This window comes from Streptomyces sp. WM4235 (genome assembly GCF_001279725.1).
In the GTDB taxonomy this organism is placed as follows: domain Bacteria; phylum Actinomycetota; class Actinomycetes; order Streptomycetales; family Streptomycetaceae; genus Streptomyces.
The window spans coordinates 1-328 of sequence record NZ_LGDE01000362.1 but is presented as its reverse complement, the minus strand read 5'-3'; the positions used below and the strand labels follow the sequence as shown (position 1 = coordinate 328).

General features: G+C 68.0%; 1 protein-coding gene. It reads left to right on the top strand.

Translation table 11 applies throughout. From position 1 onward, the window contains the following. The coding region (locus tag ADK55_RS22575) for an NAD-binding protein (RefSeq protein WP_159041517.1) at nt 1–328 on the top strand (328 nt) is incomplete at both ends.

Below are 328 nucleotides of genomic sequence, written 5' to 3'. Positions count from 1 at the left end.
TTACCTTCATGTTGGGCGGCACAGAGATCGAGTTCTCCCATGCGACCCCCATGTTGGAAGCCATGGGCGGAAAGATCGTGCACTGCGGGGGAGCGGGCGCCGGACAGGCGGCGAAGATCTGCAACAACATGATCCTGGGCATCTCGATGATCGCGGTCAGCGAGGCCTTCGTCCTGGGCGAGAGCCTGGGCCTGTCCCACCAGGCGCTGTACGACGTGGCCTCCACCGCGTCCGGCCAGTGCTGGGCCCTCACCACCAACTGCCCGGTACCCGGCCCGGTTCCGGCCAGTCCCGCCAACCGCGACTACCGCCCCGGCTTCGCCGCCCC